Source organism: Cellulosimicrobium funkei, assembly GCF_900155925.1.
Taxonomy (GTDB): Bacteria; Actinomycetota; Actinomycetes; order Actinomycetales; family Cellulomonadaceae; genus Cellulosimicrobium; species Cellulosimicrobium funkei.
This window is the reverse complement of sequence record NZ_FTMI01000005.1, coordinates 304,344-326,222: the sequence shown is the minus strand read 5'-3', so window position 1 is coordinate 326,222 and position 21,879 is coordinate 304,344. Positions and strand designations below refer to the sequence as shown.

The window sequence follows — 21,879 nt, the reverse complement described above, 5'->3', positions numbered from 1 at the left end:
ATCCGACCCCTGTCCCTGGAGGACTGACCGATGTCCCGCCACACCCTCTCCGTGCTCGTCGAGAACAAGCCCGGCGTGCTGACGCGCGTCGCGGGCCTGTTCGCCCGCCGCGCCTTCAACATCCACTCCCTCGCCGTCGGCCCCACCGAGCACGAGGAGATCTCGCGCATCACCGTGGTCGTCGACGTGGAGGAGCGCCCGCTCGAGCAGGTGACGAAGCAGCTCAACAAGCTGGTCAACGTCATCAAGATCGTCGAGCTCGACTCGTCCGCGTCGGTCCAGCGCGAGCTCCTGCTCGTCAAGGTGCGTGCCGACGGCACCCACCGCACCGGCGTGCTCGAGGTCGTCAACCTGTTCCGCGCGAAGGTGGTCGACGTCGTGCCCGACGCCGTGACCATCGAGGCGACGGGCACGGGGGAGAAGCTCGACGCGCTGCTCGGGGCCCTCGAGCCCTACGGCGTGCGCGAGATCGTGAAGTCGGGGACCGTCGCCGTCGGGCGCGGGTCCCGCTCCATCACGGACCGCGCGCTGGAACGCGTCGTCCGCTCCGCCTGACCATCGCCTACCCTCGCACCGAGACCCCCGTGGGCGTCGGCGCGCACCGGTCGCCGTTCCGCGCGACACCGCAACAGACCCCTGCACCGCAACGAAGAACCGAGGAGATCCATCGTGGCTGAGCTGTTCTACGACGACGACGCCGACCTGTCCATCATCCAGAGCAAGAAGGTCGCGATCGTCGGCTACGGGAGCCAGGGCCACGCGCACGCCCAGAACCTGCGCGACTCGGGCGTCGAGGTCGTCGTCGCCCTGCGCGAGGGCTCCAAGTCCGTCGCGAAGGCCCAGGACGAGGGCTTCGAGGTCAAGTCCGTGGCGGACGCCGCCGCGTGGGCCGACCTGATCATGATCCTCGCGCCGGACCAGCACCAGCGCTCGATCTACAACGACGAGATCAAGCCGAACCTCGCCACGGGCAAGACGCTCGCGTTCGCGCACGGGTTCAACATCCGCTTCGGCTACATCGAGGCCCCCGAGGGCGTCGACGTCATCCTCGTCGCCCCGAAGGCGCCGGGTCACACGGTGCGCCGCGAGTTCGTCGCGGGCCGTGGCATCCCGGACATCATCGCCGTCGAGAAGGACGCGTCGGGCCAGGCCTGGGACGTCGCGCTGTCGTACGCGAAGGCGATCGGCGGCACGCGCGCGGGCGTCATCAAGACGACGTTCACCGAGGAGACCGAGACCGACCTGTTCGGCGAGCAGGCCGTGCTCTGCGGCGGTGTGTCGCAGCTCGTCCAGTACGGCTTCGAGACGCTGACCGAGGCCGGCTACCAGCCGGAGATCGCGTACTTCGAGGTGCTGCACGAGCTCAAGCTCATCGTCGACCTCATGTGGGAGGGCGGCATCGCCAAGCAGCGCTGGTCCGTCTCCGACACCGCCGAGTACGGCGACTACGTCTCCGGCCCGCGCGTCATCGACGCCCGCGTCAAGGAGAACATGCAGGGCGTCCTCGCCGACATCCAGTCGGGCGCGTTCGCCAAGCGCTTCATCGACGACCAGGACGCCGGCGCGCCGGAGTTCACGGCGCTCCGCGAGAAGGCCGCGCAGCACCCGATCGAGAAGGTCGGCAAGGAGCTGCGGTCGCTGTTCGCGTGGAAGCAGCAGGACGCCGACTACACCGAGGGCAGCGCCGCGCGCTGATCCTCGGCCTCTGAGCTCGGCTCACCTCTGGGGGTGGGTGACCCCTGTCGCGCGATCTACCATCCGCGGTGCTCGTTCCTCGCACCGCTCCCGCCAGGCCCACCACGATCGCGCGACAGGGGTCACCCACCCCCTTGCTGTCGGCTCACCCGGGCGCTGGCCAGCAGGCCGCCAGTCCCGGACCTGGTCGCGGCGTCCGAGAAGATGGCGGATCGTGCCGGCGCGACACGGGTGGGACGAAGGGCGGGAGACCGGGCAGATCCGATTCTCGGTGCGCCACGATAGGGGCATGACCCGAGAGACGGACGAGGGAGACCCGGTGACGGACGACGTGACGGTGGACGAGCGGGCGGCGGAGATCCTGGCGTTCTGGGAGCTGGCGCGGCCCAGCGCGGGCATGGCGCGGCTCGGTGTCGTCACGGGCACGACGGTGTCCGAGAGCGTGCCGCCCCCGGCGTGGTCGTTCGGGGACAACCCGGCGCTGGCGGACGACCTGCTCATGGCGGTGCTCACGGGGGAGAAGACGGCGACGTCGTCGGCCCTGTGGGAGTACGAGGAGACGGGCGAGGCGGTGCCGCGCGTCGGCGAGCTGTCGATCCTGCTCGACGGCGCGGGCCACCCGCGCGCGCTGATCCGCACGACGTCGGTCGAGGTGGTCGCGTTCGAGGACGTCGACGCGGACTTCGCGCACGCGGAGGGCGAGGACGACCGGTCGCTGGAGTCGTGGCGCGTCGAGCACGAGAAGTACTTCCGTCGCGTCCTGTCGCGCGAGTTCGCGCCGGACATGCCGCTGGTGTGCGAGCGGTTCGAGCTGCGCTACCCGCGCTGAGCGCGGCGAGGATGAGCGGTGGCCGGCCGTGCCACGGTCGGCCGGCCACCGCTCGCGAGGTAGGTGAAGAGGACTACCCCGGGACGGAGGGCGCGACGACCGGGTGGTCCGGTCGTCCCGCGGCGGCGAGCAGGAGGGTGCGCACGTCCTCGGCGACGACGGAGCGCGCGCCGCGCAGGACGGCGAGCTCGGGGACGGCGCTCGCGACGACCGCTCCCGTCCGCTGGTCGGTGCCGCGCAGGACGGCGGCGGTCGCCTCGGCGAGCGGCGCGCCGCACGCGACGCCCGTGGGCCCGCCGAGCACGACGGCATCGGGCTCGAGGATGGCGACGACGGGCTGGAGGACGACCGCGACGCGGAGCGCGAGGTCCTGCACGAGGTCGTGCACCGCGGTGCTGTCGCGGTGCGCGGCGAGGGCGGCGACGGCGTCGCCGTAGGAGGAGCCCTCCTCGGTGATGCCGGGGAGCCCCGCGCGGGCGCACAGCTCGACGAGGCGGAGACCGCCGACGAGGTCCTGCACGTTGACCGAGTCGTCGATGCCGGCGGCGGGCACGGGGAGGTAGCCGATCTCACCGGCGCCACCCGCGGTGCCGTGGTGCACGCGGCCCTCGAGCCACGCGCCCATGCCGATGCCCTCGCCCAGCCACAGCAGCGCGAAGCTCTCCTCGTCGCGGCCGGCGTCGCGCTCGGCGATCGCGGCGAGGTTGACGTCGTTCTCGACGTGGACGTCGATGCCGAGCACGTCCTCGAGGTGCGCGCGCAGCCCGCGGCGCGGCCAGCCGGGGAGCTCCCCGACGAGGGCGATGTCGCCGGTGCGCGGCGCGACGGCGGCCTGCACGCCGACGACCGCGGTCGCGACGCGGGAGACGGGGATGCCGGCGTCGGCGCAGGCCTCGTCGCGCGCGGCGAGGACGTCGGCGGCTGCCGAGCGCTCGGGACCGGCGGCGACGGTCGTCTCGCCGAGCGTGCGGCCGAGCGCGTCGACGACGCTGGCGCGCACCCCGGCGGGCACGACGTCGAGCGCGAGTCCCACGACGACGTCGGTCCGGGCGGCGTACTGCGTGGCCTGGGGGCCGCGCGCGCCCTGCACGGAGCCGGTGGGCTCGATGAGCCCCGACTGCTCGAGCCGTGCGACGATCTGGGAGGCGGTCGGTCGCGAGACGCCGGTGCGGTCACCGATCTGGGACCGGGTCAGCGGGCCGACGTCGAGGAGGAGCTCCAGGGCCGCGCGGTCGTTGATGGTGCGCAGGAGCCCCGGGGTGCCGGGAACCCTCGACGTGGCGGGCGCGGTCATGGTCGGTCCTTCGACGGGCTTTAGGAAAGTTTACTAATAGTGGACCCGCCGCGCGTGGAACGCAACTCGGCGCCCGTCCGAGACGTGAGACCACCGTCCCGAAGGGTGGCGGCGCGGCGTAGGCTCGCCGGCATGACGCGCACCATTGATCTGGCAGTCGTGGCCGGCGACGGCATTGGGACCGAGGTCGTCGAGCAGGGGCTCGCCGTGCTCGAGGCCGCCGTGGCCGGCTCGGACGTGAAGGTCTCCACGACGCCGTTCGACCTGGGTGCGCGCCGCTGGCACGCGACGGGGGAGACGCTCACCGACGCGGACCTCGACGCGATCCGCGGGCACGACGCGATCCTCCTGGGCGCGATCGGCGACCCGAGCGTCCCGTCCGGCGTCCTCGAGCGCGGCCTGCTGCTCAAGCTGCGCTTCGCGCTCGACCACTACGTCAACCTCCGCCCGGGCAAGCTGTACCCGGGCGTCACGTCGCCGCTCGCCGACCCGGGCGAGATCGACTTCGTCGTCGTGCGCGAGGGCACCGAGGGCCCGTACGTCGGCAACGGCGGCTCGCTGCGCACCGGAACGCCGCACGAGATCGCGACCGAGGTCTCCCTCAACACGGCGTTCGGCGTCGAGCGCGTCGTGCGCGACGCGTTCGCCCGCGCCCAGGCGCGTCCGCGCAAGCACCTCACGCTCGTGCACAAGCACAACGTCCTCGTGCACGCGGGCCACCTGTGGCGCCGCACGGTGGAGGCCGTCAACGCGGAGTTCCCCGACGTCACGACCGACTACCTGCACGTCGACGCCGCGACGATCTTCCTCACGACGAAGCCCTCGCGCTTCGACGTGATCGTCACCGACAACCTGTTCGGCGACATCCTCACCGACCAGGCCGCCGCGATCACGGGCGGGATCGGCCTCGCCGCGTCCGCGAACATCAACCCCGACCGCACCGCGCCGTCGATGTTCGAGCCCGTGCACGGCTCGGCTCCGGACATCGCCGGGCAGGGCAAGGCCGATCCGACCGCCACGGTGCTGTCGGTCGCGCTGCTCCTCGACCACCTGGGCCTCGGCGACGAGGCGCGGCGCGTCGAGGCGGCCGTCGCCGCCGACCTCGCCGAGCGGGGGAGCCGAGTACGCTCGACGGCCGAGGTGGGCCGCGAGCTCGCCGCTCGCGTCGCCGGCTGACACGCCGTCACGGGCCCCTCGCGGGCCCGGGCACCGGTTCGCCGCAGTCCCCGCACCTCGGTCGTCATCGCCCCAGGACCGGATCCCTCCCGTTCTGACCCGGTGGCGCCCCACGTCGTCGTGCCCTCGCGCGGATCCCCGCACGAGCCGCACCGGCGTGGAAAACTAGGCGGAGACCACCCGGGTCGCCAGGTGAAAGGCCTCATGATGAGCACCCTCGCAGCGCAGCACCAGCCGTCCTCCTCGGCGGAGGACCTCGTCGCCCTGTTCGACGTCCGCCCCACGGACTCCCCGACGCCGCCCGCCGAGCGCGAGGCCGCCATCGCGGCCCCGAAGTTCGGCACCGTCTTCACGGACCACATGGCGCGGATCAGCTGGAACTCGACCGACGGGTGGGTCGACCGCCGCATCGAGAGGTACGGCCCGCTCCTCCTGGACCCGGCGACCGCCGTCCTGCACTACGCGCAGGAGATCTTCGAGGGCATGAAGGCGTACCGCCACGCCGACGGTTCGGTGTGGACGTTCCGGCCCGAGGCGAACGCGGCACGCTTCGCCCGCTCGGCGCACCGCCTCGCGCTGCCCGCGCTGTCGGTGGACGACTTCGTCGGCTCGATCACCGCGCTCGTGCGCACGGACGTGGACTGGGTCCCGTCGGGCGAGGAGGCGAGCCTCTACCTGCGCCCGTTCATGTACGCCTCGGAGGCGTTCCTCGGCGTGCGCCCGTCGCTCGAGGCGGAGTACCTCGTCATCGCGTCGCCCGTCGGCCCGTACTTCTCGGGCGGCGTGAAGCCCGTGTCCATCTGGGTGGACCGCGAGTACAGCCGCGCCGGCGCGGGCGGCACCGGCGACGCGAAGTGCGGGGGCAACTACGCCTCGAGCCTGCTCCCGCAGGTGGTCGCGCAGCAGCACGGGTGCGAGCAGGTGTGCTTCCTCGACTCCGCGACGCGCACGTTCCTCGAGGAGCTCGGCGGCATGAACGTGTTCGTCGTCAAGGCGGACGGCTCGGTCGAGACGCCGGAGCTCAGCGGCTCGATCCTCGAAGGCGTGACGCGCTCGTCGATCATCCGCCTCCTCACCGACCGCGGGCACGAGGTCGTCGAGCGCCGGATCCCGCTGTCCGACGTCCTCGCCGGGATCCGGGACGGCTCCGTCACGGAGGTCTTCGCGTGCGGCACGGCCGCCGTGATCACGCCGATCGGCCGGCTCGCCGGCTCGGACTTCGACCACACGATCGGCACCGGCGAGGCGGGCTCGCTGACCATGACGATCCGCACCGAGCTCACGGACATCCAGACCGGTCGCGCCGCCGACCGCCACGGCTGGCTGCGCCGGCTCGCCTGAGCGCCGGCTCGCCCGAGCCGGCCGGCACGACACGGGGCGCCCCTCCCGCGGGAGGGGCGCCCCGTCGTCGTAGGGCGGGCGGCGCGGTGGGTCCGCCCGGGTGCTCCGGGTCAGACGACGGGCGCGGGCCGCGCGACGATCGTCCGCCCGGCGACGCCCGCGAGCAGCGACCACACCGCGACGCCGATGAGCAGGTTGATGAGCCCGGACAGCGCCGCCGCGGTGACGTCGCTCGACCACGCGAACGGCAGGACGGCGATCGCCACCACGACGAGCGCCATGATCCAGCCGAAGAACGCGCGCGGTCGGGGCGTGCTGAGGATGAGCAGGTGCAGCACCCCGGCGGCGAGCAGCGCGAGGATCGCGCCGTCGATCGCCCACGCCGCCTGGCGTGACCCCGTGGCGAAGAGGTCGGGCGGCGGGACGAGGGTGATCGCGAAGATGCGCTCGAAGATGATCACGCCGAGCAGCCCGATGAGGGCGGCGACGAGCGCGGTCGCGGCGGCGCCCGCCCAGAACCGGCCGGCCTCGACCGTGAGGCGCGGGTCTGCCGGGCTCACCGGCGTGCGGGGCTCGGGGAACTGGGTCTGCGGGTCCGTCGGGCGGATCGCCGGGGGCGGGGACTGCGGGGGGACCGGCGGCTGGCCGTAGCGCCGCGTCGGAGGGTTCTGCGGGTCGTAACCGCCCGGGGTCGGGTCGCTCATCGTCACTCCTCGCTCGGTCGCCGTCGCGCCGACGGGCGGCGGGCGGCTCAGTGGATGGACGCTCTGGTCCATCCTGGCGGAACCTGTGGCACCATGTGCCCTGTGACACACCTCGTCTCCCAGCTCATTATCGAGTAGCGCGCCCGGTAGCACCCACCGGACGCGCAGACCTCCCGCACCCTCGGGGGGTTTTTTTGTTGCTGGGCACCACCTCCGCCCGGCGGCACGGACGCCGGGCCCACCGCCTCACGAGGGCCCCTCCCGGCGTCGGGAGACGCACCGCAGGGGCGGGCGCAGCGACGCCCGCGACACGACGAACGGCAGGAAGAGGCACCATGACCTCGGCGACGACCCCCGGGACCGGTCCCCACGAGCCCCGGGTCTTCCACGTCTACGACACGACCCTGCGCGACGGCGCGCAGCAGGAGGGCATGAACCTCTCCGTCGCCGACAAGCTCGCCATCGCCCCGCTGCTCGACGAGCTCGGCGTCGGCTTCATCGAGGGCGGCTGGCCGGGCGCCGTGCCCAAGGACACCGAGTTCTTCCGCCGCGCGGCCAAGGAGCTCGACCTGCGCCGGGCGGTGCTCGCGGCGTTCGGCGCGACGCGCAAGGCCGGGCTGCGGGCCTGGGACGACCCGCAGGTGCGGGCGCTCGTCGACTCCGAGGCGCCGGTGGTCACGCTGGTCGCGAAGTCCGACGTCCGGCACGTCGAGCGCGCGCTGCGCACGACGCCCGACGAGGGACTCGCGATGATCACCGACACGGTCTCGTTCCTCGTGGGCGAGGGGCGCCGGGTCGTCGTCGACGCCGAGCACTTCTTCGACGGCTACCGGTACGACGCCGCGTTCACGCGCGCGGCCGTGCAGGCCGCGTTCGAGGCGGGCGCCGAGGTCGTCGCGCTGTGCGACACCAACGGCGGCATGCTCCCCACGTGGGTCGCCGAGACCGTCGCGGAGCTGCGCGACGCCGTCGGGCTCCCGCACGGGCGCGACGCGCTGCCGGGGGACGCGCTGCTCGGGATGCACGCGCACAACGACTCGGGCTGCGCCGTCGCGAACACGCTCGCCGCCGTCGAGGCGGGCGCGGCGCACGTGCAGGGCACGGTGAACGGGTACGGGGAGCGCACGGGCAACGTCGACCTGCTCACGGTCGTGGCGAACCTCGAGCTCAAGCACGGGGTGCGCACGCTCACGGGCGAGGGCCTGGAGGAGGCGACGCGCATCTCGCACGCGATCAGCGAGATCACGAACATCTCCCCATACGCGCGCCAGCCGTACGTCGGGGCGAGCGCGTTCGCGCACAAGGCGGGCCTGCACGCGAGCGCCATCAAGGTCGATCCGGACCTGTACCAGCACATCGACCCGACGGCGGTGGGCAACGACATCCGCATGCTCGTCTCCGACATGGCGGGCCGGGCGTCGATCGAGCTCAAGGGCCGCGAGCTCGGGTTCGACCTGTCGGGCCAGGGCGACCTCCTCACCCGTGTGACGAACCGCGTCAAGGACGACGAGGCGCGCGGCTACACGTACGAGGCGGCCGACGCGTCGTTCGAGCTGCTGCTGCGCGAGGAGATCGCGGGGGAGCGCCCGCCGTACTTCCGGGTCGAGAGCTGGCGCACGATCGTCGAGCGCGCCGGGTCGCGCGGCACCGAGGCGACGGCGGAGGCGACCGTCAAGCTGCACGCCGGAGGCGAGCGCATCGTCTCCACGGGCGAGGGCAACGGCCCGGTCAACGCGCTCGACCACGCGCTGCGGCTGGCGCTCGGGCGCGTCTACCCGGAGATCGAGGTGTTCGAGCTCATCGACTTCAAGGTGCGCATCCTCGACACCGAGCAGGGCACGGACGCGATCACGCGCGTGCTCATCGAGACGACCGACGGCTCGACGTCGTGGTCGACGGTCGGCGTCGGGCCCAACCTCATCGAGGCGGCCTGGGAGGCGCTCACCGACTCGGCGATCTACGGGCTGGTCCACGCGGGCGTCGAGCCGCGCTGAGCCGGTGGTGCGCGCGTCGGGCTTAGGGTGGACGCGTGCGTGGTGAGTACAAGGTCCCCGGTGGCAAGCTCGTGGCGGTCGACGTCGAGGTGGAGGCCGGGCGGCTCGCCCGGGTCGCGGTCAGCGGCGACTTCTTCCTCGAGCCGGACGACGCGCTCGAGGACATCGACGGCGCCCTGACGGGGATGCCGGAGACGGCGACGGTCGCGCAGCTCGCGAGCGCCGTGCAGGCCGCGCTCGGCCCCGACGTGACGATGGTCGGGTTCTCGCCCGAGGCGGTCGCGATCGCGGTGCGCCGGGCGCTCGGCCGGGCGACGGGGTGGGGCGACCACACGTTCGAGATCGTGCACGAGGGGCCCGAGGAGCCGGCGATGCACCTCGCGCTCGACCAGGTGCTCACCGAGGAGCTCGACGAGGGCCGTCGCGGCCCCACGCTGCGGATCTGGGAGTGGGCGTCGCCCGCGGTGATCATCGGCTCGTTCCAGTCGCTGCGCAACGAGGTCGACCCGGAGGGCGCGGAGCGGCACGGGGTGTCGGTCGTGCGGCGCATCTCGGGCGGGGGCGCGATGTTCGTCGAGCCCGGGAACACCATCACCTACTCGCTGTACGTGCCGGGGTCGCTCGTCGAGGGGCTCAGCTTCGAGCGCTCGTACGCGTTCCTCGACGACTGGGTGCTGGGCGCCCTCGCCGACCTGGGCGTGGAGGCGACGTACAAGCCGCTCAACGACATCGCGTCCCCGGCCGGCAAGATCGCGGGCGCGGCGCAGAAGCGGCTGCGCGGGGGAGCGGTGCTCCACCACGTGACGATGGCGTACGACATCGACGCCGACAAGATGACCGAGGTGCTGCGCATCGGGCGCGAGAAGCTCTCCGACAAGGGCACCACGAGCGCCAACAAGCGCGTCGACCCGGTGCGCTCGCAGACGGGCATGGCGCGCGAGGACGTCATCGAGGCGTTCAAGGAGCACTTCCGCTCGCGGTACCGCACGGTCGAGGGTGCGGTCACCCCCGAGGAGCGCGAGCGCGCGCAGGAGCTCGCGCGGACGAAGTTCTCCACCCCGGAGTGGACCGCGCGCGTCCCGTGACGCGCGCGGAGTGCGCAGGGTGGTGCGCGGCCGGGGCGTGAGGGGGACGCCCGCCCGCGTGCTGGGCCCCGCGGCCTGAGCGGTCTCCCGAGCCGGGCGACCCCCGGCGATTGTTAAGAACGTGCAACATCTGCCGCCGTGGCTTCCGTTCGCGCACTCGTGGCAGTAATCTCCACACATACGTCCACTGATGGAAGTAAGTTTCACACCGCGGGAGCCGACCGGCCGCGCGGGACCGTCAGGACACACGACCCGGCCGTTCCCCCGACGGCCGACCAGAAAGGAAGTGTCACGGCATGCAGCGACGCAGCACGGTGGCCGTCACGGGCACCCTCGTCCTCGCGCTCGGCCTGGCCGCGTGCAGCTCCGGCGGCGGGTCCGGCTCCGAGGGGACCGGTGGCGACGACGCGACCGACTTCTCGGGCGAGACCCTCACCGTCTGGATCATGGAGGGCACCAACCCCGACGCGGACGCGTTCTTCGACGAGGTGACGACCGCGTTCAAGGACGAGACCGGCGCCGACCTCCAGATCGAGTTCCAGCCGTGGGCCAGCGCCCACGACAAGTTCACGACCGCCATCGCCGGCGGCACGACGCCCGACGTCGCCGAGCTGGGCACCACCTGGACGGGCGAGTTCGCGGACGTCGGCGCGCTCGCCGACCTCTCGGACCGGGTCGCGGAGGCCGGTCTCGAGGACGACCTCGTCCCCGGGCTCGTCGAGTCCGCGACGCTCGACGGCAGCATCTACGGCATGCCCTGGTACGCGGGCGTGCGCTCGGTCGTCTACCGCGCCGACCTCTTCGAGGCCGCCGGCATCGCGACCCCGACGTCCTGGGACGAGCTCGTCGCCGCGGCGGACGCGCTCAAGGCGGCGAACCCGGAGATCACCCCGTTCCCCGTCGCGGGCGACAGCCAGTACGGCGCGATGCCGTTCATCTGGGGCGCGGGCGGTGACCTCGCGGTGAAGGACGGCGACACCTGGACGTCGGAGATCAGCTCGCCGGAGTCGGTCGAGGGCCTCGAGTTCTACACCGGTCTCGCGACCGAGCACGGCTTCTCGACCGCCGCCGCGACGACGTGGAAGGAGACGGACCTCCTCGCCGCGTTCGAGCAGGGCCAGGTCGGCATGATGATCTCCGGCAGCTGGACGCCGGGCAAGATCCTCGCCGACGTCCCGGACATGGAGGGCAAGATCGGCGCCTTCCCGATCCCCGGCCAGACCGAGGGCCTGTCCGACTCGTTCCTCGGCGGCTCGCACCTCGGCGTCTTCGAGGCGAGCGAGAAGCAGGACCTCGCGTGGAAGTTCGTCGAGATGATGACGACCGGCGAGTTCGCGCAGGCGTGGGGCGAGCAGTCCGGCTACTTCCCGGGCCAGACGTCCCTGCTCGAGAAGGTCGTGGCGGAGGACGACCCGATCGTCGCGCCGTTCGCCCGGCAGATGGCCGAGGCCGGCCGCTCGGTCCCCGTCACGCCGCTCTACGGCCAGATCCAGGGCAAGAAGACGCTGGAGACGATGCTCCAGTCCGTCCTGTCGGGCAGCGCGACCGTCCAGGAGGCCGCCGACACCGCGGCCGCCGACATGGACGAGACGTTCGGCTCCTGACCCGACGCGTCCGGCCGCGGGCAGCCCGCCCGCGGCCGGACGCCGCCCTCCGCCGGCGCCCGACCGTCGGCGCCCGCACCACGCCCCGCACCCCGCGACAGGACCTCTCCCATGGCAGACCTTCGAGCCGCGCCCGGCGCCTCGCCGGCCCCGGCCGCCCCGGCCGACCGGCCGCCGTCGAGCACCGTGCCGACCGCCGTACGACGCCGCCGCACGGGCCTCGGCCACCGTTCCCCGCTGCGCCCCTGGCTGCTGCTGGCCCCGGGACTCGTCGTCCTCGGCGTCCTGCTCCTGTGGCCGCTCGTGCGCGTCGTGCTGCTCTCGCTGCAGGACTACGGCCTGCGGCAGATCGCGAGCGGCGAGTCGAACTGGATCGGGCTCCAGAACTACGCCGACCTGCTCGGCGACAGCTACCTGTGGACCACGGTCCTGCCCAACACCGTGCTGTTCGCCCTCGCGTGCGTCGTGCTCACGGTCGCGCTCGGGACGGCGGTCGCGCTGTTCCTCAACACGCTCGGCGGGTTCTGGCGGGGCGTCGGCGCGACGGCGATCATGGTCGCCTGGGCGGTCCCGGCGATCACGGGCACGTACGTGTGGGTGTGGATCTTCGACCCGCTGAACGGCCTCGTCGCCTCGGTGCTCGAGGGCATGGGCGCGATCGAGCCCGGCACGGTCAACTGGTTCACGGAGCGCCTGTCGTTCTACGCGATCGCGACGCTCAACGTGGTGCACCACGGGTTCCCGTTCGTCGCGATCACCGTGCTCGCGGGGCTCATGACGATCCCGCACGAGCTGCACGAGGCCGCCAAGGTCGACGGCGCGACGGCGTGGCGCCGGTTCTGGGCCATCACCGCGCCCATCCTGCGCCCGGTGTTCGCGGTCGTGACGATCCTGTCGACCATCTGGGACTTCAAGGTCTTCACGCAGATCTACCTCATGCCCGGCGGCAACGGCGGGAACAAGGACGTCTTCAACCTCGGCGTGTGGTCGTACATCCAGTCCTTCGCCCAGGGCAAGTACGGCATGGGCGCGGCCATCGCGGTCCTGCTCACGCTCATCCTGCTCGGCATCACGCTCGTGTACATGCGCACCCTGTTCAAGGAGGAGGAGCTGTGAGCGCCGCCGTCGTCGACACCCGCGCCACCCCCGGGCCCGGCGCCCGCACCGAGCAGGTGCTGCGCGCCCGCCGCCGCCGACCTGGCGTCGCGGCGGCCAAGACCCTGGGGATCGTCGCCCTCCTCGTCTTCTCGCTCTTCCCCGCCTACTGGATGTTCTCCTCGGCGATCGACCCGGAGGCCGCGACGCGCGGCGCCCGGCTCCTGCCCGCCGGCGTCACGTGGGACAACTTCGTCACCGTGATCGACGACGGCGGGTTCGGCCACTACCTGCGCAACTCGGTGCTCGTCGCGCTCGGCACGGTGCTCGCGTCGTCGGTCGTGGCGCTGCTCGCCGCCGTCGCGGTGAGTCGGTTCCGCTTCCGGTTCCGCAAGTCGATGCTCGTGCTCATCCTCATGGTGCAGATGGTGCCGCTCGAGGCGCTCGTCATCCCGCTGTTCATCCAGATGCGCAACCTCAACATGCTCAACTCGCTCCTGGGCCTGGCGGTCGTGTACCTCGCGTTCGCGCTGCCCTTCGCGATCTGGACGCTGCGCGGCTTCGTCGCCGCGGTGCCGGTCGAGCTGGAGGAGGCGGCGTTCCTCGACGGCGCGTCGTGGGGGCGCATGTTCTGGAAGGTCCTGGTGCCGCTCGTCGCGCCCGGGGTCGTCGCGACGAGCGTCTTCTCCTTCATCACCGCGTGGAACGAGTTCATCTTCGCGCTGACGTTCCTCCAGCAGTCGAGCAAGTACACCGTGCCGATCGGGCTGCAGAAGTTCTTCGGCGAGAACACGACCGACTGGGGCGCCGTCATGGCCGCGTCGACGATCATCACGCTGCCCGTGCTCGTGTTCTTCGTCCTCGTGCAGCGCAACCTGTCCTCGGGCCTCACCGCCGGGTCGGTGAAGGGATGAGCGGCGCGACGCCCCCGACCGGGGCCCCGGCGGCGGCCCCGACCGCGAGCCCGACCGGGGCCCAGCGCGCGGCCGACGTGGTGCGCGCCGTGAACGGCGTGCTCCTGCCCGGGTTCACCGGCACGGACGACCTGCCGGCGTGGCTCGTCGACGCGGCGCGCGACGGCCTGGCCGGGGTCGTGCTGTTCGGGCACAACACGCCCGACGTCGCGACCACCGCGCGGCTCACCGCGCGCCTGCGCGGCGCGTCGCCCGACCTGCTCGTCGCGGTCGACGAGGAGGGCGGGGACGTGTCCCGGCTCGAGGCGGCGACCGGTTCGAGCCTGCCCGGCAACGCGGCCCTCGGGCTGGTCGACGACGTCGCGGTCACCGAGGAGATCGGCGCCGCGCTCGGTCGTCTGCTCACCGCGACGGGCGTCGACCTCGACCTCGCGCCCGACCTCGACGTGAACTCCGACCCCGACAACCCCGTGATCGGCGTGCGCTCGTTCGGCGCGGACCCCACGCTCGTCGCCCGCCACGGGGCGGCGTTCGTCCGCGGCCTGCACGCGGGAGGCGCGGGCGCGTGCGGCAAGCACTTCCCGGGCCACGGTGCGACGAACGTCGACTCGCACCTCGCGCTCCCGGTCGTGGACGCGAGCCTCGACGAGCTCCGCGCGCGCGACCTGCCCCCGTTCGTCGCGACCATGGCCCCGGACGCCGGACCCGGCGACGCGCTGCTCGACGCCGTGATGACGGCGCACGTCGTCGTCCCCGCGCTCGGCGCGCTGCCCGCGACGCTCGAGCCCGCCGTCGGCGCGCTCGTGCGCGAGCTCGGGTTCGACGGGCCGATCGTCACCGACGCGCTCGACATGGGTGCGGTCGCGACGTACGCGGCGGGCGACACGGTCACCTCGTCCCGTGGCGACGACGCCGCGCCGCACGGTATCGGCGAGGTCGCGGTCCGCGCGGTCGAGGCGGGCGCCGACCTGCTGTGCCTGGGCACGACCGTCGGGCGCGACGACGAGGTCCTGTTCCGCCAGGCGCAGCGCGCGCTCGTGGACGCCGTCGCGTCCGGCCGGGTCACGGTCGAGCGCCTGCGCGCGTCCGCCGCGCGCACGGCACGCACCCTCGCCGCGGTGCGCGCGCGCCAGGCGGCGAGCGGCGTCGTCCCCTCGCCGGAGTCCGCGCGCGCCGCGCTCGACGTCCTCGACCAGGTGGGCGCCCGCGTCGCGGCGCGCGCCGTCCGGTTCGCCGGGCCCGCGCCGCAAGATCCGCCCGTCCCCACGGCACCCGACGTCGTCGACCTGCGCCTGCGGTTCGACCACGCCGCGGGCCGCACCGCGCAGCACGTCCAGCGCGCGCTCGACGACGCGTTCGGCCCCGACGTGCGGCACCTGCGCCCGGCCGACGCCGAGGCGTGGGCGCGCACGCTCGACGCCGTGCGCGCGGGCGACCGCCCGCTCGTCGTCCTCACGCGCGAGCCGGTGCCCGGCTCGGGCGAGCACGAGCGGCTCACGGAGCTGCTCGCCGCGCGGCCGGACGCCGCTGTCGTGCACACCGGGTTCCCCGGCGCCGTCGGCCCGTGGTTCGGCGCGGGCCGCACGGTCGTGGTCGCGTGCGGGACGGGGCGCGCCAACGCGCGCGCCGCCGTCGCGCTCCTGCGGGGGACGACAGGCCCCCGCGCGAGCACCGGTACGGAGACGCCTCGAGCCGACCCGACCGTCGGCGTGGAAGGGGAGGGAGAGCGATGATCGTCCTCGGACTGTCCTCCGGCACGTCGGTCGACGCGATCGACGCGGCCGCGGCCGACCTCACGCTCGGCGACGACGGCGTGCTGCGCATGCGGCCCCTGGGCCACACGGAGTACGCGTGGCCGCGCGCCCTGCGCGAGCGCATCCTCAAGGCGCTGCCGCCCGCCGCCGTCGACGTGGCCGAGGTGGCCCAGCTCGACACCCTCATCGGGCAGGAGCTCGGCCGCGCCGGTCGGCGCGCGATCGACGACGTCGCCGGCGGCGACGTCGACCTCGTCGCGTCCCACGGCCAGACGATCTACCACTGGGTCGTCGGGGCGCGGGCCCGCGGCACGCTCCAGCTCGGCAACGCCGCGTGGGTCGCGGAGCACGTCAAGCGCCCGGTCATCAGCGACTTCCGCGTGGCCGACGTCGCGGCCGGCGGCCACGGCGCGCCGCTCGTCAGCGTGCTCGACGCGCTCTGGCTCGGGCGCGAGGACGCGGGCGCCGACGCGGCCGCGGACGCCGGGCTCACCGCAGCCCTCAACATCGGGGGGATCGCGAACGTGTCCCTCGTGGGGCGCGTCGACGACCCGGTCACCGGCTGGGACACGGGCCCCGGCAACTGCCTGCTCGACGTCGCGGCCGCGGCGCTCACCGACGGCCGTCTCGCGTACGACAAGGACGGCGAGCTCGCCGCGCAGGGCACGGTCGACCCGGTGGCGCTCGCGGCTCTGCTCGACGACCCGTACTTCGCCGCGCCCGCCCCGAAGTCGACGGGCCGCGAGCTCTTCGACACGACGTACACGGCCCGCCGGCTCGCGTCCGTGCGCCCGGGGCTCACCGGCCCCGACCTCGTCGCGACGCTCACCGAGCTCACCGCGGTCAGCGTCGCCGACGCGCTCGCGGGCCGCGACGTGCGCCGCGTCGTCGCGTCCGGCGGGGGAGCGCGCAACCCTGTGCTCCTCGACCGGCTGCGCGCGGCGCTCGCCGAGCGCGTGCCGCACGCGTGCGAGGTCGTGACGTCCGAGGCGCTCGGCCTGCCGGTCGACGCGAAGGAGGCGTACCTCTTCGCGCTCCTGGGCTTCCTGTCGGCCCACGGGCTGCCGGGCACCGCCGTCGGCGAGCACCGCCGTCGGGCGACGGGGGCCCGCCGCGCGGTCGTCCTCGGCTCGCTCACCCCGCCCACGCCGCTGCCGTGGCCCGCCGCGAGCGGCCCGGTGCGCCGTCTGACGCTCGCCAACACCCCGCACGGCCTGCACCCGGGCCCGCGCACCCAGGGTCCGCTGCCGGACCCGACGAAGGGAACCTCCCGATGACCGACCCGACCGTCGCCACGAGCGGCACTCCGAGCGGGGCTGCGAGCACCACCTCGAGCCCCGACGAGTGGCAGGAGCTGGTGCGCCTCGCCTCGCCGACCGAGGAGCGCAACCCGCGCACGACCGACGTCGACCTGCTCCCGACGGCGGACGTCGTCCGGCTCATCACCGAGGAGGACGCCGTCGTCGCGGACGCGGTGCGGGCCCAGCGCGGTCGCATCGCGCAGGCCGTCGACCTCGCCGTGGAGGCGCTGCGCTCCGGCGGCCGCGTGCACTACGTGGGGTCGGGCACGTCGGGCCGACTCGGCGTGCTCGACGCTGTCGAGCTCCTGCCGACGTACGGGGTGGGCGAGGAGTGGTTCGTCGCGCACCTCGCCGGCGGCGTGGGCGCCATGATGCTGGCCGTCGAGGGGGCGGAGGACGACGTGGCGCTCGGGCGCGCCGACGTCGACGCGGTCGGGCCGCGCGACGTCGTCGTCGGGCTCGCGGCGAGCGGCCGCACGCCGTACGTGCGCGGGGCGCTCGACGTCGCGCGCGAGCGCGGGGCGCGCACGGTGCTCGTCTCGGCCAACCCGGACGCGCCGCTCGCGGCCGGGGTGGACGTCGCGATCCTCGTCGACACGGGCCCCGAGGTCGTCACGGGCTCCACGCGCATGAAGGCGGCGACGGCTCAGAAGCTCGTGCTCAACACGTTCTCGACCGCGACGATGATCCGCCTCGGCAAGACGTACTCGAACCTCATGATCGACGTGCGCCCGACGAACCAGAAGCTGCGCGCACGCATCGTCCGGATGCTCGTGCAGGCGACCGGCCTGGGCTCGGCGGAGTGCGAGGACGTGCTGCGCGCGGCCGACGGCGAGGTGCACGTCGCGCTCGTGATGCTCCTCGCGGGCGTCGAGGCCGACGCCGCGCGCGAGGCGCTGGCCGGAGACGGCGTGGCCGGGGTCCGCGGCGCGCTCGCGCGCCTGGGCGCCCTCCCCGCGCGATGACCACCCCGCCGAGGGAGAGGCCCGGTACCGCGAGGTAGAGGCCTGGTCGCGACCAGGCCTCTACCTCGCCCTACCGGGCCTCTACCTCGGCCGACCGGGGCTCTACCTCGGCGGGGTGGGGCGGGGACCGAAGACGGCGGTGCCGACGCGGACGATCGTCGCGCCCTCGGCGACCGCGAGCTCCAGGTCGCCGCTCATGCCCATGGACAGCGCACGGGCGTCTGCGGTCCCCGGCGCGCCCGACCCCACGACGGCGTCGCGCACCGCGCGCAGGCGCGCGAAGCCCGCGCGCACCACGGCCTCGTCGGGCGAGTTCGCGCCGATCGTCATGAAGCCCGCGAGCCGCAGCCCGTCGAGCGCGGCGACCGCCGTCGCGAGGGCGGGCGCGTCGTCGGGCCGCACGCCCGACTTCGACTCCTCGCCCGAGACGTTGACCTGCACCAGGACGTCGAGCACGCGGCCGTCGCGCGCGCAGCGCGCCGCGAGCGCCTCGGCGAGCGCGAGCGAGTCCACGCTCTCGACCCCGGTGGCGGTGGCGAGGACCTGGTTGACCTTGTTGCGCTGGAGGTGGCCGATCATGTGGACCTCGACCCGTCCCGCGGTGACGAGGTCGGCGAGGTCCGGCGCCTTCGCGACCAGCTCCTGCACGCGGTTCTCGCCGATGAGGTCCGCGCCCGCCTCGACCACCGCGCGCACCGCGTCGGCGGGCTGGGTCTTCGTCGCCACGAGCAGCCGCACGTCCGACGCCGCACGCCCAGCCGCGCGCGCGGCGTCGTCCACCCGGGTCCGCACCCGGGCGAGGTTCTGCGCGATCTGCGCGGCCAGCACGGACGACGGCTCGGGGAGGGGCATGCGGTCAGTCTAGGTCGGCCGCACGGTCCGGGATCCGGGTCGTCTCAGGGTGGTCCCCGATCCGCACCGACCGCTCGATCGGCGAGAATGGTGGGGAAAGGACGGTGCCGTGAAGACGCTGCTCAACATCATCTGGCTCGTGTTCGCCGGGCTGTGGCTCGCGCTGGGCTACGTCGTGGCGGGGATCATCTGCTGCATCCTGATCGTGACGATCCCGTTCGGGATCGCGTCGTTCCGCATCGCGGGCTACGCGCTGTGGCCGTTCGGCCGCACGGTGGTCGACAAGCCGACCGCGGGCGCCTGGTCGACGATCGGGAACGTCATCTGGGTGCTCGTCGCGGGGATCTGGCTGGCGATCGGGCACGTCGTCACCGCGATCCCGCTGTTCGTGTCGATCATCGGGATCCCGCTCGGCATCGCCAACCTCAAGATGATCCCCGTCTCGCTCCTGCCGCTCGGCAAGGACATCGTCCCGACCGACGCGCGGTACACCTTCTACCAGCGCTGACGGACCGCCTACCGCGCGATCGGGGCGGCCGTGCCCGCCGTGAGGCGCAGGAGGTCCGCGGGCGACAGGCCGACGTCGAGCCCGCGGCGTCCGCCCGAGACGTAGACGGCGTCGAACGCGAGCGCGCTGTCGTCGACGAACGTGCGGTGGGGCTGCTTCTGGCCCAGCGGCGAGATCCCGCCGACGACGTAGCCCGTCGCGCGCTCGGCCGCGGCGGGCTCGGCCATGCTCGCCTTCTTGCCGCCTGCGGCCTTGGCGAGCGCCTTGAGGTCGAGCTGCCGGTCGACCGGCACGATCCCGACGACGAGCGGGCCGCCGTCGACCACGGCGAGCAGCGTCTTGAACACCTGCTCCGCGGGCACCCCGATGGCCGCGGCCGCCTCGAGCCCGAAGGACAGCTCGCTCGACGGGTCGTGCTCGTACGGGTGGAGCGTGTGCGCGACCCCCTCGCGCTCGAGGAGGGCGACCGCGGGCGTGCCGGCGTGCGCGGAGGACTTCGACTTCTTGGCCACGGCCCGATTGTGCCGCAGCGCGCGGGGGAGCGCCCGCACGGGTCATCGGGGGGCGCGGGCCGTCGTGGGGCCGGCCGCGCGACGCAGGATGGCCGCCGTCACCAGGGCGAGCGCGGTCGCCGCCACGGCGACCCACACCGGCCCACGGTCGCCGAGCCGGGTGGCGATGGTCGCTGCGGCGACGGCCGGCCCCACGGCCGCGCCGACGTTGAGCGCCGCCGTGGCGAAGGAGCCGCCCAGGGTCGGTGCGCCCGACGCCGCGCGGAGCACCTGCGCGATCAACGTGCTGCCGACCGCGAAGCCCAGGACGCCCTGCACCAGCACGAGGCAGAGCAGCACCACCGGAACGGCGGCGAAGGTGGCCAGGGCGACCCAGCCGCCCAGCAGCAGGACGCCGCCCACGGCGACCACGACCCCGGGGATGCGGTCGGACGTCCGGCCCGCGACGGTGACGCCGAGGAAGGAGCCGACCCCGAAGAGCACGAGCGCGACGGGCACCCACCACCGGCTCAGCCCGGCGACGTCGGTCACCAGCGGTGCGAGGAACGTGAGCGTCGCGAAGGTGCCGGTGTTGACCAGCGCGGCGGACACCATCGTGAGGCCGAGCGGGGGCGAGACGAGCTGTGCCACCTCCGTCCGCAGCGACCGTGCGCCGACGGGCAGCAGGGCCGCACGCTCGGGCCCGCGCGCGGGGAGGCCGCGCGCGATCCCGAGCGCGGCGGGCAGGCAGAGGACCGCGACGGCCCAGAAGGTCGACTCCCAGCCCCACGCGGCGCCGAGGAGAGCCCCGGCCGGGACGCCCGCGACCATCGCGACCGTGGTGCCCGACAGCAGCACGGCGACGGCGCGCCCCGTGCGGTCTGTGGGCACGAGCGTCGCCGCCGTGCCGAGCGCGACGGCGAGGAACCCCGCGTTGGCGAAGGCTGCCACCACCCGGACCGCGACGAGCGCCGCGAAGCTCGGGGTGACCGCGCCGACGACGTGGGCGAGGGCGAACAGCGCGACGCAGCCGAGCAGCGTCGCCCGCACCGGCAGGCGGCGGGCCGAAGCCGCCATGACCGGCGCGCCGACGACCATGCCGACGGCGAAGGCCGACGTCAGCAGGCCCGCCGTCCCCACCGGGACGTCGAGACGGGCGGCGATGTCCGGCACCAGGCCGGCGAGCATGAACTCCGAGGTGCCCATGGCGAAGACCGCCAGGGCGAGCAGGTACAGGGCACGAGGCATCGAGGGCTCCGGGGTGCGAGAGGACGAGCAGGAGGTGTCTCGTCACACCACGGTCAGCGCCCGGAGGGCGGCGTCCGGCACGGCACCCGCACGGAGCGGGGGCGGAGGGCAGCGCTGAGAGGCTCAGCGGTCCTGGGGGCTGACGGTGTGACCGAAAGCCCCCGGAGTGGATGCCTCAGGGCTCGACATGGGCCACACCCTACCCAAGTCGCCGCGCCGGCGCCGGGAGCCCCGACAGTCCCGGGCCTTCGGCTAGACGTTCACGTCGAGCAGCGAGCCGATCGCGTACGTGACGCCCATCGCGACCGCGCCGCCGACGACGGTCCTCACCGTCGCGCGGCGCGTGGGCGCGTCGCCGAGGCGTGCCGACCCCCAGCCGGTGAGGACGAGCGCGAGCACGACGGCGACGAAGGTGAGCGGGATACGGATGGCCGCCGGGGCCAGGAGGATCGCCGCGAGCGGCAGCAGGCCACCGACGGTGAACGACACGATCGACGCGACCGCGGCCTCCCACGGGCTCGTGAGCTCGTCGGGGTCGATGTGCAGCTCCGCGTCGGCGTGCGCGGCGAGCGGGTCGCGCTCGGTGAGCTGGACCGCGACCTGGCGTGCGAGGTCGGGCGTCAGGCCCTTCGCCTCGTAGATGCCGGCGAGCTCGTCGAGCTCCGCGTCCGGCATCTCCGCGAGCTCGCGGCGCTCGGTCGCCAGCAGCGCCTTCTCGGTGTCGCGCTGCGTGCTCACCGAGACGTACTCGCCCGCGGCCATGGACAGCGCGCCCGCGAGCAGCGCCGCGCCGCCCGCCGTCGCGATGACGGGGATCGACGTGCTCGTCGCCGCGACGCCCACGACGACGCCTGCCGTCGAGACGATGCCGTCGTTCGCGCCGAGCACCCCCGCCCGGAGCCGGTTGAGCCGTGAGCCTGTGCTCTCCGGGTGGTGGGGCTCGCCGGGGTGCCGACCGGTGCGCGGTGCGTCGCTCATGAGTTCACCGTAGGACGCGACCAGCGCGGCGCGACCTGGGGCGCGAGACCG

General features: G+C 73.9%; 20 protein-coding genes. 14 read left to right on the top strand and 6 right to left on the bottom strand.

The annotated features are described in order from the left end of the window. Positions 1-30 precede the first annotated feature (30 nt). The 3 genes from ilvN to BXA05_RS14685 all read left to right on the top strand — a co-directional run bounded on the left by ilvN (position 31) and on the right by BXA05_RS14685 (position 2,524). On the top strand, positions 31-555 hold the full coding sequence (gene ilvN / locus BXA05_RS14695; RefSeq protein WP_061268745.1) for an acetolactate synthase small subunit: 525 nt from the start codon (positions 31-33) through the stop codon (positions 553-555). A gap of 114 nt (positions 556-669) precedes the next feature. Then, positions 670-1,695 (top strand): ketol-acid reductoisomerase, encoded by a 1,026-nt coding sequence (gene ilvC, locus BXA05_RS14690; protein ID WP_021481959.1) that lies wholly within the window; start codon positions 670-672, stop codon positions 1,693-1,695. Between the two features lie 289 nt (positions 1,696-1,984). Further along, positions 1,985-2,524, top strand: coding sequence for an ASCH domain-containing protein (locus BXA05_RS14685; RefSeq protein WP_074809855.1), 540 nt, complete (start codon positions 1,985-1,987; stop codon positions 2,522-2,524). A 73-nt stretch (positions 2,525-2,597) separates the two neighbouring features. On the opposite strand, the gene BXA05_RS14680 is transcribed toward BXA05_RS14685, so the two are convergent. After that, entirely contained in the window at positions 2,598-3,818 is a 1,221-nt protein-coding gene (locus BXA05_RS14680) for an ROK family transcriptional regulator (protein ID WP_076405735.1), read from the bottom strand. A gap of 132 nt (positions 3,819-3,950) precedes the next feature. On the opposite strand from BXA05_RS14680, the gene BXA05_RS14675 reads away from it, so the two are divergent. Beyond that, positions 3,951-4,994, top strand: a complete 1,044-nt coding sequence (locus tag BXA05_RS14675; protein ID WP_076405733.1) for a 3-isopropylmalate dehydrogenase — start codon at positions 3,951-3,953, stop codon at positions 4,992-4,994. Between the two features lie 207 nt (positions 4,995-5,201). After that, the gene (locus BXA05_RS14670; RefSeq protein WP_076405831.1) at positions 5,202-6,335 is read left to right on the top strand and encodes a branched-chain amino acid aminotransferase; all 1,134 of its coding nucleotides are present in this window, start codon (positions 5,202-5,204) and stop codon (positions 6,333-6,335) included. Between the two features lie 110 nt (positions 6,336-6,445). Here the strand turns inward: BXA05_RS14670 and BXA05_RS14665 are convergent, their stop codons facing one another. Next, the gene (locus BXA05_RS14665) at positions 6,446-7,039 is read right to left on the bottom strand and encodes a hypothetical protein (RefSeq protein ID WP_076405730.1); all 594 of its coding nucleotides are present in this window, start codon (positions 7,037-7,039) and stop codon (positions 6,446-6,448) included. A gap of 335 nt (positions 7,040-7,374) precedes the next feature. Between BXA05_RS14665 and cimA the strand changes: the two genes are divergently transcribed. The 8 genes from cimA (at position 7,375) to BXA05_RS14625 (ending at position 17,751) form a co-directional block, all read left to right on the top strand. After that, complete coding sequence (gene cimA / locus BXA05_RS14660) at positions 7,375-9,033, top strand: citramalate synthase (protein WP_076405729.1); 1,659 nt, start codon at positions 7,375-7,377, stop codon at positions 9,031-9,033. A 35-nt stretch (positions 9,034-9,068) separates the two neighbouring features. Continuing rightward, complete coding sequence (gene lplAB, locus BXA05_RS14655; RefSeq protein WP_076405727.1) at positions 9,069-10,118, top strand: lipoate-protein ligase LplAB; 1,050 nt, start codon at positions 9,069-9,071, stop codon at positions 10,116-10,118. A gap of 296 nt (positions 10,119-10,414) precedes the next feature. Beyond that, positions 10,415-11,722 (top strand): sugar ABC transporter substrate-binding protein, encoded by a 1,308-nt coding sequence (locus BXA05_RS14650; protein ID WP_076405725.1) that lies wholly within the window; start codon positions 10,415-10,417, stop codon positions 11,720-11,722. A gap of 111 nt (positions 11,723-11,833) precedes the next feature. Continuing rightward, a complete protein-coding gene (locus tag BXA05_RS14645) occupies positions 11,834-12,838 on the top strand; it encodes a carbohydrate ABC transporter permease (RefSeq protein ID WP_076405723.1) in 1,005 nt (334 codons plus the stop codon). 56 nt (positions 12,839-12,894) lie between these two features. After that, positions 12,895-13,731: a carbohydrate ABC transporter permease gene (locus BXA05_RS14640; protein WP_371810625.1), complete on the top strand. Its 837-nt coding sequence runs from the start codon at positions 12,895-12,897 to the stop codon at positions 13,729-13,731. Continuing rightward, positions 13,728-15,464, top strand: coding sequence for a glycoside hydrolase family 3 N-terminal domain-containing protein (locus tag BXA05_RS14635; protein ID WP_076405721.1), 1,737 nt, complete (start codon positions 13,728-13,730; stop codon positions 15,462-15,464). Before BXA05_RS14640 ends, BXA05_RS14635 begins: the two co-directional genes overlap by 4 nt. After that, entirely contained in the window at positions 15,461-16,762 is a 1,302-nt protein-coding gene (locus tag BXA05_RS14630) for an anhydro-N-acetylmuramic acid kinase (RefSeq protein WP_076405719.1), read from the top strand. The genes BXA05_RS14635 and BXA05_RS14630 overlap by 4 nt, the downstream gene beginning before the upstream one ends. Beyond that, the gene (locus BXA05_RS14625; protein ID WP_083711907.1) at positions 16,759-17,751 is read left to right on the top strand and encodes an N-acetylmuramic acid 6-phosphate etherase; all 993 of its coding nucleotides are present in this window, start codon (positions 16,759-16,761) and stop codon (positions 17,749-17,751) included. Before BXA05_RS14630 ends, BXA05_RS14625 begins: the two co-directional genes overlap by 4 nt. 102 nt (positions 17,752-17,853) lie before the next feature. Here the strand turns inward: BXA05_RS14625 and BXA05_RS14620 are convergent, their stop codons facing one another. Beyond that, entirely contained in the window at positions 17,854-18,603 is a 750-nt protein-coding gene (locus BXA05_RS14620) for a YggS family pyridoxal phosphate-dependent enzyme (RefSeq protein WP_076405717.1), read from the bottom strand. Positions 18,604-18,712: 109 nt separating this feature from the next. On the opposite strand from BXA05_RS14620, the gene BXA05_RS14615 reads away from it, so the two are divergent. Continuing rightward, on the top strand, positions 18,713-19,111 hold the full coding sequence (locus tag BXA05_RS14615; protein ID WP_021483390.1) for a YccF domain-containing protein: 399 nt from the start codon (positions 18,713-18,715) through the stop codon (positions 19,109-19,111). An 8-nt stretch (positions 19,112-19,119) separates the two neighbouring features. Here BXA05_RS14615 and ybaK read toward each other — a convergent pair whose 3' ends face one another. From ybaK to BXA05_RS14600, 3 genes are all read right to left on the bottom strand, one after another. Then, the gene (gene ybaK / locus BXA05_RS14610; RefSeq protein WP_061266868.1) at positions 19,120-19,623 is read right to left on the bottom strand and encodes a Cys-tRNA(Pro) deacylase; all 504 of its coding nucleotides are present in this window, start codon (positions 19,621-19,623) and stop codon (positions 19,120-19,122) included. 42 nt (positions 19,624-19,665) lie between these two features. Further along, a complete protein-coding gene (locus tag BXA05_RS14605) occupies positions 19,666-20,850 on the bottom strand; it encodes a Cmx/CmrA family chloramphenicol efflux MFS transporter (protein ID WP_076405715.1) in 1,185 nt (394 codons plus the stop codon). A gap of 252 nt (positions 20,851-21,102) precedes the next feature. Further along, positions 21,103-21,828 carry a VIT1/CCC1 transporter family protein gene (locus BXA05_RS14600; RefSeq protein WP_061266857.1) on the bottom strand — a complete coding sequence of 242 codons (726 nt, stop codon included), beginning with the start codon at positions 21,826-21,828 and terminating at the stop codon, positions 21,103-21,105. Positions 21,829-21,879: the final 51 nt, after the last annotated feature.

What these genes read in the sequence shown, in the direction of transcription:
- BXA05_RS14625 (WP_083711907.1), top strand. Translation starts at nt 16,759, where the DNA reads ATGACCGACCCGACCGTCGCCACGAGCGGCACTCCGAGCGGGGCTGCG.
- BXA05_RS14680 (WP_076405735.1), bottom strand. Translation starts at nt 3,818, where the DNA reads ATGACCGCGCCCGCCACGTCGAGGGTTCCCGGCACCCCGGGGCTCCTG.
- BXA05_RS14650 (WP_076405725.1), top strand. Translation starts at nt 10,415, where the DNA reads ATGCAGCGACGCAGCACGGTGGCCGTCACGGGCACCCTCGTCCTCGCG.
- BXA05_RS14620 (WP_076405717.1), bottom strand. Translation starts at nt 18,603, where the DNA reads ATGCCCCTCCCCGAGCCGTCGTCCGTGCTGGCCGCGCAGATCGCGCAG.
- ilvN (WP_061268745.1), top strand. Translation starts at nt 31, where the DNA reads ATGTCCCGCCACACCCTCTCCGTGCTCGTCGAGAACAAGCCCGGCGTG.
- BXA05_RS14675 (WP_076405733.1), top strand. Translation starts at nt 3,951, where the DNA reads ATGACGCGCACCATTGATCTGGCAGTCGTGGCCGGCGACGGCATTGGG.
- BXA05_RS14600 (WP_061266857.1), bottom strand. Translation starts at nt 21,828, where the DNA reads ATGAGCGACGCACCGCGCACCGGTCGGCACCCCGGCGAGCCCCACCAC.
- BXA05_RS14605 (WP_076405715.1), bottom strand. Translation starts at nt 20,850, where the DNA reads ATGCCTCGTGCCCTGTACCTGCTCGCCCTGGCGGTCTTCGCCATGGGC.
- BXA05_RS14665 (WP_076405730.1), bottom strand. Translation starts at nt 7,039, where the DNA reads ATGAGCGACCCGACCCCGGGCGGTTACGACCCGCAGAACCCTCCGACG.
- cimA (WP_076405729.1), top strand. Translation starts at nt 7,375, where the DNA reads ATGACCTCGGCGACGACCCCCGGGACCGGTCCCCACGAGCCCCGGGTC.
- BXA05_RS14670 (WP_076405831.1), top strand. Translation starts at nt 5,202, where the DNA reads ATGAGCACCCTCGCAGCGCAGCACCAGCCGTCCTCCTCGGCGGAGGAC.
- BXA05_RS14635 (WP_076405721.1), top strand. Translation starts at nt 13,728, where the DNA reads ATGAGCGGCGCGACGCCCCCGACCGGGGCCCCGGCGGCGGCCCCGACC.
- BXA05_RS14630 (WP_076405719.1), top strand. Translation starts at nt 15,461, where the DNA reads ATGATCGTCCTCGGACTGTCCTCCGGCACGTCGGTCGACGCGATCGAC.
- BXA05_RS14685 (WP_074809855.1), top strand. Translation starts at nt 1,985, where the DNA reads ATGACCCGAGAGACGGACGAGGGAGACCCGGTGACGGACGACGTGACG.
- BXA05_RS14645 (WP_076405723.1), top strand. Translation starts at nt 11,834, where the DNA reads ATGGCAGACCTTCGAGCCGCGCCCGGCGCCTCGCCGGCCCCGGCCGCC.